A 5,798-nucleotide genomic window follows, 5' to 3' on the forward strand; every position below is an offset into this window, starting at 1 on the left:
TCGACGAGGAGCAGCGCTTCGGCGTCGAGCACAAGGAGTACCTGAAGAGCCTGCGCACCGCCGTGGACGTGCTCACCATGTCGGCCACCCCGATCCCGCGGACCCTCGAGATGTCGCTCACCGGCATCCGGGAGATGACGACGATCCTCACGCCGCCCGAGGAGCGGCACCCGATCCTCACGTTCGTCGGCGCCTATGACCAGCGCCAGGTCGGCGCCGCGATCCGCCGCGAGCTGCTGCGCGACGGTCAGGTGTTCTACATCCACAACCGGGTCGAGTCGATCAACCGCGCGGCGTCGAGGCTGGCCGAGATCGTGCCCGAGGCGCGGATCGCGGTGGCGCACGGGCAGATGGGGGAGGGCCAGCTCGAGCAGATCATGCTGGGCTTCTGGGAGAAGCAGTACGACGTGCTCGTGGCCACGACCATCGTCGAGTCCGGTCTCGACATCCCCAACGCGAACACCCTGATCGTCGACCGCGCCGACATGTTCGGGCTCTCCCAGCTGCACCAGCTGCGCGGTCGGGTGGGGCGCGCCCGCGAGCGCGGGTACGCCTACTTCACCTATCCGCCGGAGAAGCCCCTCACCGAGACCGCCTACGACCGGCTGGCCACCATCGCGCAGCACACCGAGATGGGCGCGGGCATGGCCGTCGCCATGAAGGACCTCGAGATCCGCGGCTCCGGCAACCTGCTGGGCGGCGAGCAGTCCGGGTTCATCGCCGGCGTGGGGTTCGACCTCTATGTCCGGCTGGTGGGCGAGGCCGTCGCCGATTTCCGCGGCGAGTCCCCGGACGAGCAGCACGAGGTGAAGGTCGACCTGCCCGTCGACGCCAACCTGCCCGTCGACTACCTGCCTGGTGAGCGGTTGCGGCTCGAGGCCTACCGCGCGTTGGCCTCGGCGACCACCGACGAGGCGGTCGACGGCGTCCGGGCCGAGCTGCTCGACCGCTACGGGCCCATCCCCGCGCAGGTCGAGAACCTGCTCGCGGTGGCCCGGTTCAAGGTGGTCTGCCGACGCTTCGGCGTCACCGAGGTATCGCTGCAGGGCGGCGGGGCGCAGGGTGGCACCGTCCGCTTCTCCCCGCTGGAGCTCGCCGAATCGGCCCAGCTGCGGCTGACCCGGCTCTACGATCGCGCGGGTTACAAGCCGGCCGTGGGCACCGTGACGGTCCCGCGGCCCAAGGGGGTCGTGAAGCCGGACGGAACGTTCGCGGAGGCGCGCTTCGGCGGCGAACCGTTGCGGGACGTCGCGCTGCTGCGCTGGTGCGCCGAGGTCCTCGAGGCGGTCACCGGCCAGCTGGCGACCGCCGGCTGAGTTCGGGCTGCCCGCCGCCGTCGAGGGGCGTCATGACATTCTGGTGGTCAGTTCGTGTCATCGTCGAAAGGGACGTCGTGGGACTTCGCGCGATCAGCGTTCGCGCCCTGGGGGTGCGGTCCGTGGCCGTCGCCGCGGCGCTGGTGCTCGGTGTCTCCGGCCTGACGGCCTGCCGTACCAACGTGGGTAGCGCCGCGACCATCGACGGCCACCGTGTCAGCGAGTCCGACGTCGCCGACTACCTCACCTCGTCGGCCCAGCCGTTGAAGAGCAGCGACGGCACCCAGAGCGTCGCGCCCAAGCCGTTCGTCGTCGACATCCTGATCCGGCAGCGGCTCTACCGCAAGATTCTCCAGGCGTCCCCGACCGGCGCTCCCACCAGCGGACAGCTCACGACGCTGCGTCGGCAGTACCTGGCCGGTAGCTCGACGAAGGCCACCGTCGAGCGACTCGGGGTCAAGGGTTACCGGCCGTCCTTCGACTCGGCCATCGTCGACGTCCAGGTGCTCGCCTCGTTGCTCAACCAGGAACAACAGCAGGGCGCGGACCTCTCGGCGGTGCTGAAGAAGCTGCGCTTCCCGGTGTCGGTCAACCCCCGCTACGGCACGTGGGACACCAAGAACCTGCGCCTCGTCAGCGACGCGAAGGCCGGTGTGCCGACGTTCCTGCGGTTGCAGACCACGTCGTCCACCCAGCCCTGAGGCCACCGACCGTGACGTCGCCGCTGGAACGGGCGGTCGAGGTGATGGACCGCCTACGCTCGCCCGGCGGGTGCCCCTGGGACGCGGAACAGACGCACTCGTCGCTCACCCGCTATCTGGTCGAGGAGAGCTACGAGGTCCTCGAGGCCATCGAGACCGACGACGCGAGCTTGCTGCGCGAGGAACTCGGCGACCTGCTCCTGCAGGTGCTCTTCCACGCCCGGATCGCCGCGGAGCGGCCGGACGGGTTCGACATCGAGGATGTCGCAACCGATCTGGTCGAGAAGCTGATCCGACGCCACCCGCACGTGTTCGCCGGCGCGTCGACCGGTTCGGCCGCCGACCTGAACGAGGCGTGGGAGCGGCAGAAGGTGGCCGAGAAGGGCCGCACCTCGGCCGTCGACGGCGTGCCGGTGGCCCAGCCGGCGCTCGCACTGACGGCGAAACTCGTGGCGCGTGCGCAGCGACACGGTCTCACCCCCGAGCTGACGCCTGGGGACGACATCGGGAGGCAACTGTTCGCGCTGGTCCAGCAGGCGGTCGCGCAGGGCGTGGACCCCGAGACGGAGCTGCGGCGCGTCGCCCGGGACTACCGGAACGCGATCCTCGCGGCCGAGGGTGCCGGCTCCTGACTGGGTGCGGTCGGGCGGGCAGAGAAATGCTCGTCCGGCAACACGGGGGGAGTTGCCGGACGAGCTGTTCAGACCATAACCCTGGGTAGCGTGAAAGCACAAGGAGTAGCCGACAGCTGATCAGTCGCTCACCGAATCGGCGGCCGACCGCGGCACGTCGATCCCACCGCGTTCCAAGAGCTGCGTGAGCTGTGCGGGCTCCATCGGGAGCGCCAGGTGGTGGCCCTGTGCGCGGATGCATCCCAGCCGTACCAGGGTCTCGGCGTCGGCATCGTTGTCCACGCCCTCGGCCACGAGTTCGATGCCCAGGTCGTCGGCCAACCGGACGAGGGAGAGAACGATCGCCTGCGCACGCCAGTCGTCGGTCAGGCCGGTGACGAGAGCCCGGTCGATCTTGATCGCGTCGACCGGGAAATCACGCAGCCGGGCGAGGTGACTGAAGCCGGACCCGAGGTCGTCAAGGGCAGAACGCACGCCGAGCCGGCGCAACCCGGCCAGTGCCTCGGTCACCTTCGGGACGTCGCCGACCAGGACGTTCTCGGTGAGCTCGACGCACACCTGCTCGCCGCGCAGCCCGTACGCCTCGAGTCGGGACGCGAACCGGGAGACCAGGTCGTCGTCGAGGATCTGCACCGGTGAGACGTTGACACGCAGCACCAGCGGGGCCTGGGCGTGTTTGGTGAACTCGGCGAACTCCCGCAGGGAGTGGTCGATGATCCAGCTGCCGACGACCCGGATCAGCCCGGTCTGCTCGGCCAGGCCGATGAAGTCCTCCGGTCCGACCTCGCCGCGCTCCGGGTGCGCCCATCGGGCCAGCGCCTCGACCGCGACGATGCGTCCGTTGCGCAGGTCGATTTCCGGCTGGTACTTCAGCCGCAGCTCCCCCTCGTAGGGCGTCGACCGGTCGCGTGCGGGCAACTCCGGTCGCACGTCCCCGAGACCGTCCGACGCGGGCATCGTGGTGTCGGGTGACGGCCGGGTCACCCAGGTCTCGAGGTCGTCGCGGAAGTGCTCGCTGGCGAAACGGAGCAGCTGCCGCTCGCCCTCGGTCCATGGTTGTCCGACCTTCTTCACCGCGACGAGGACGCCGTACAGATCGTCGTCCCCCGTGCGCACGGGGGAGAGGAAGACGGAGGCATCGGGCAACTCCAGGGCGTCCTCGTCCTCGGCGAGTGCCCCGCTGACCGCGCGCAGCCAATGACGGCCCACGGCCTCGACCTGCGACACGTTCATCGCAGTCGACGTCCGGGTGTCCTGCTCCTGAGCATCGAGCAGCACCACCCGGGCTCGACGGTTGATCGGCACCGCGACGATGAGCCGGAGTCCGATGCGTCGTCCGAGAGACCGGATGAAAGCCATGTCGGTGGATTCGGTTGTCATGCCCCCCGTCGATCCCGTCGGTCATCGGCCCACCCACTGTGTGGGCGATCTGTGCACGCGTCTCGGCTGAGGCGCAGCTGAAGGTTCCGAGGACATTGTGCACGGTCGTCATGCACAAGGCCTGCGGAACACGGTTCGAGTTGCGCGAAGTAGCACTACGCTCCGTGATCGTGGCCCCCGCACTCGACGAAACGGACGTGCGGCACGGGCGAGCGCGGTTCGTCGACGCGCTCCGTATCCGGGTCTTCGCAGTGCTCTACGTCGCCGAGGCCATCTCCATCGCCGGGGATCAGCTGGCGCGGGTCGCTCTGTCCGTGCTGGTCTTCGACCGGACCGGATCCACCAGCGCGACCGCGTTGACATACGCCTTGACGTACGTGCCGGCGATCGTCGGTGGCTTCAGCGTGGGCCTGGTGCGCGGGGGACGGGTTCCCTTGAAGGTGACGATGGTGGCGTGCGAAGTGGCGCGCGCACTGCTGTTCTCGGCAATGGCCCTGCATGGGATGCCTCTGCTGGCGCTCATCGTTCTGCTCGTCGTAGCGGTCTACCTGGGCCCGGCGTTCTCTGCGGCGTCGGTGTCGTATCTGTCCACTCAGATGGACACGTCGACCTTCCGGGCCGGCACGGGATTGCGCATGCTGACCAGTCAGGTCGCACAGGTCGCAGGATTTGCGACCGGGGGTGTCCTGGTAGCGGTGCTCGAACCGGCCGGCGCCCTCTTGGTGAACGCGGCCACGTTCGTGTTCTCGGCCGTCATGATCTTGTTCGGGGTGGCACGCAGGTCCACCGCGGCGCGGCAGCGGGCCTCGGCGACTGCGTTCGACGATCACGCCGCGTCTGTTGCTTCTGCCCCGCGCTTCGGAGGGTTGTGGGGCGATCCTCGGCTGCGGTGGCTCGTGGCGTTGAGTTCCCTCGCCGGGTTCTTCGTCGTTCCCGAAGCTCTGGCCGTTCCGCTCGCTGACGACCTGGGTCGCTCGGCGGTAACCGCGGGGCTCCTGCTCGCGGCCCTGCCCCTCGGTGGGGCGCTCGGAGCGGCCGCACTCATTCGCTGGGTTCCTCGGGGACGGGAGCCGCAGATTGCGGCTGCGATGGCGACGTGCTGTGGGCTGCCGCTCGTCGTCACTGTCGTTCAACCACCTGTTGTCGTGACTCTCGGGTGCTGGTTCCTGTCCGGCCTGCTCGCGGCCTACCAGCTCGAGACCACGACCTTGGTCGTGAAAGCAATCCCGGAAGTGCTGCGCACGGCCGTCATCGCGCGCGCGAGTGCGATTCTCGTGGGGTCCCAGGGCGTGGGACTCGTGCTCTTCGGCGCCCTTGCCGGCTGGATCGGAGCCGCAGCTAGCGTGGCCCTGGCGGGGGCGTGCGGAAGCGTAACGGCTGCCGCGCTCGCAACAATCCGTCACCGCCGGTCTGACTTGTCATCGGCCGGCGAGGCGTGAGGAAGGCGAAACGTCAACGCTGAAGCCGACAAATCGGGGCGCACAGCCCGGGATCCGAAGCGGAGTCTGGCAGAGACTCACGTCGCCGTTGTTCAGTGGCGGTAAACGCTCGGGAATTGGCCATTACGGAGCGGTACAGGTACCAAGGGCCGATTGCGAATCGCCCGTCTGCTTCTAGTTATCACTGCGATACAGCGCGTCACAATCAGTGACGCTACGAGATGTCGCGAATGGTGGCCCGGAATTAGCACCGGAAAGCTGATGCGGGCCCGCAGTGCGCGACTGTTGAGTGCAATTCACTAAAAACCCCAGCCCTGCGTCATGTCGGTG

Annotated in this window: 5 protein-coding genes; 4 read left to right on the plus strand and 1 reads right to left on the minus strand. The window is 68.7% G+C overall.

Annotated features, from left to right (window positions below; genetic code table 11):
- From ACFFCA_RS18150 to ACFFCA_RS18160, 3 genes are all read left to right on the plus strand, one after another.
- On the plus strand, window positions 1–1,316 hold a 1,316-nt coding region (locus tag ACFFCA_RS18150; RefSeq protein WP_375487376.1), incomplete at its 5' end, for a TRCF domain-containing protein.
- Window positions 1,317–1,438: 122 nt separating this feature from the next.
- Entirely contained in the window at window positions 1,439–2,017 is a 579-nt protein-coding gene (locus tag ACFFCA_RS18155; protein ID WP_375487378.1) for a hypothetical protein, read from the plus strand.
- Between the two features lie 11 nt (window positions 2,018–2,028).
- Entirely contained in the window at window positions 2,029–2,649 is a 621-nt protein-coding gene (locus tag ACFFCA_RS18160; protein ID WP_375487380.1) for a MazG family protein, read from the plus strand.
- Window positions 2,650–2,769: 120 nt separating this feature from the next.
- Here the strand turns inward: ACFFCA_RS18160 and ACFFCA_RS18165 are convergent, their stop codons facing one another.
- Complete coding sequence (locus tag ACFFCA_RS18165) at window positions 2,770–4,029, minus strand: EAL domain-containing protein (RefSeq protein ID WP_375487382.1); 1,260 nt, start codon at window positions 4,027–4,029, stop codon at window positions 2,770–2,772.
- A 164-nt stretch (window positions 4,030–4,193) separates the two neighbouring features.
- On the opposite strand from ACFFCA_RS18165, the gene ACFFCA_RS18170 reads away from it, so the two are divergent.
- Window positions 4,194–5,468, plus strand: coding sequence for an MFS transporter (locus ACFFCA_RS18170; RefSeq protein ID WP_375487384.1), 1,275 nt, complete (start codon window positions 4,194–4,196; stop codon window positions 5,466–5,468).
- Window positions 5,469–5,798 lie beyond the last annotated feature (330 nt).

The organism is uncultured Jatrophihabitans sp., from assembly GCF_964252635.1.
In the GTDB taxonomy this organism is placed as follows: Bacteria; Actinomycetota; Actinomycetes; order Mycobacteriales; family Jatrophihabitantaceae; genus Jatrophihabitans.

Excerpts from the sequence above, each read along its gene's own strand:
- ACFFCA_RS18165 (WP_375487382.1), bottom strand. The coding sequence starts at position 4,029 with ATGACAACCGAATCCACCGACATGGCTTTCATCCGGTCTCTCGGACGA.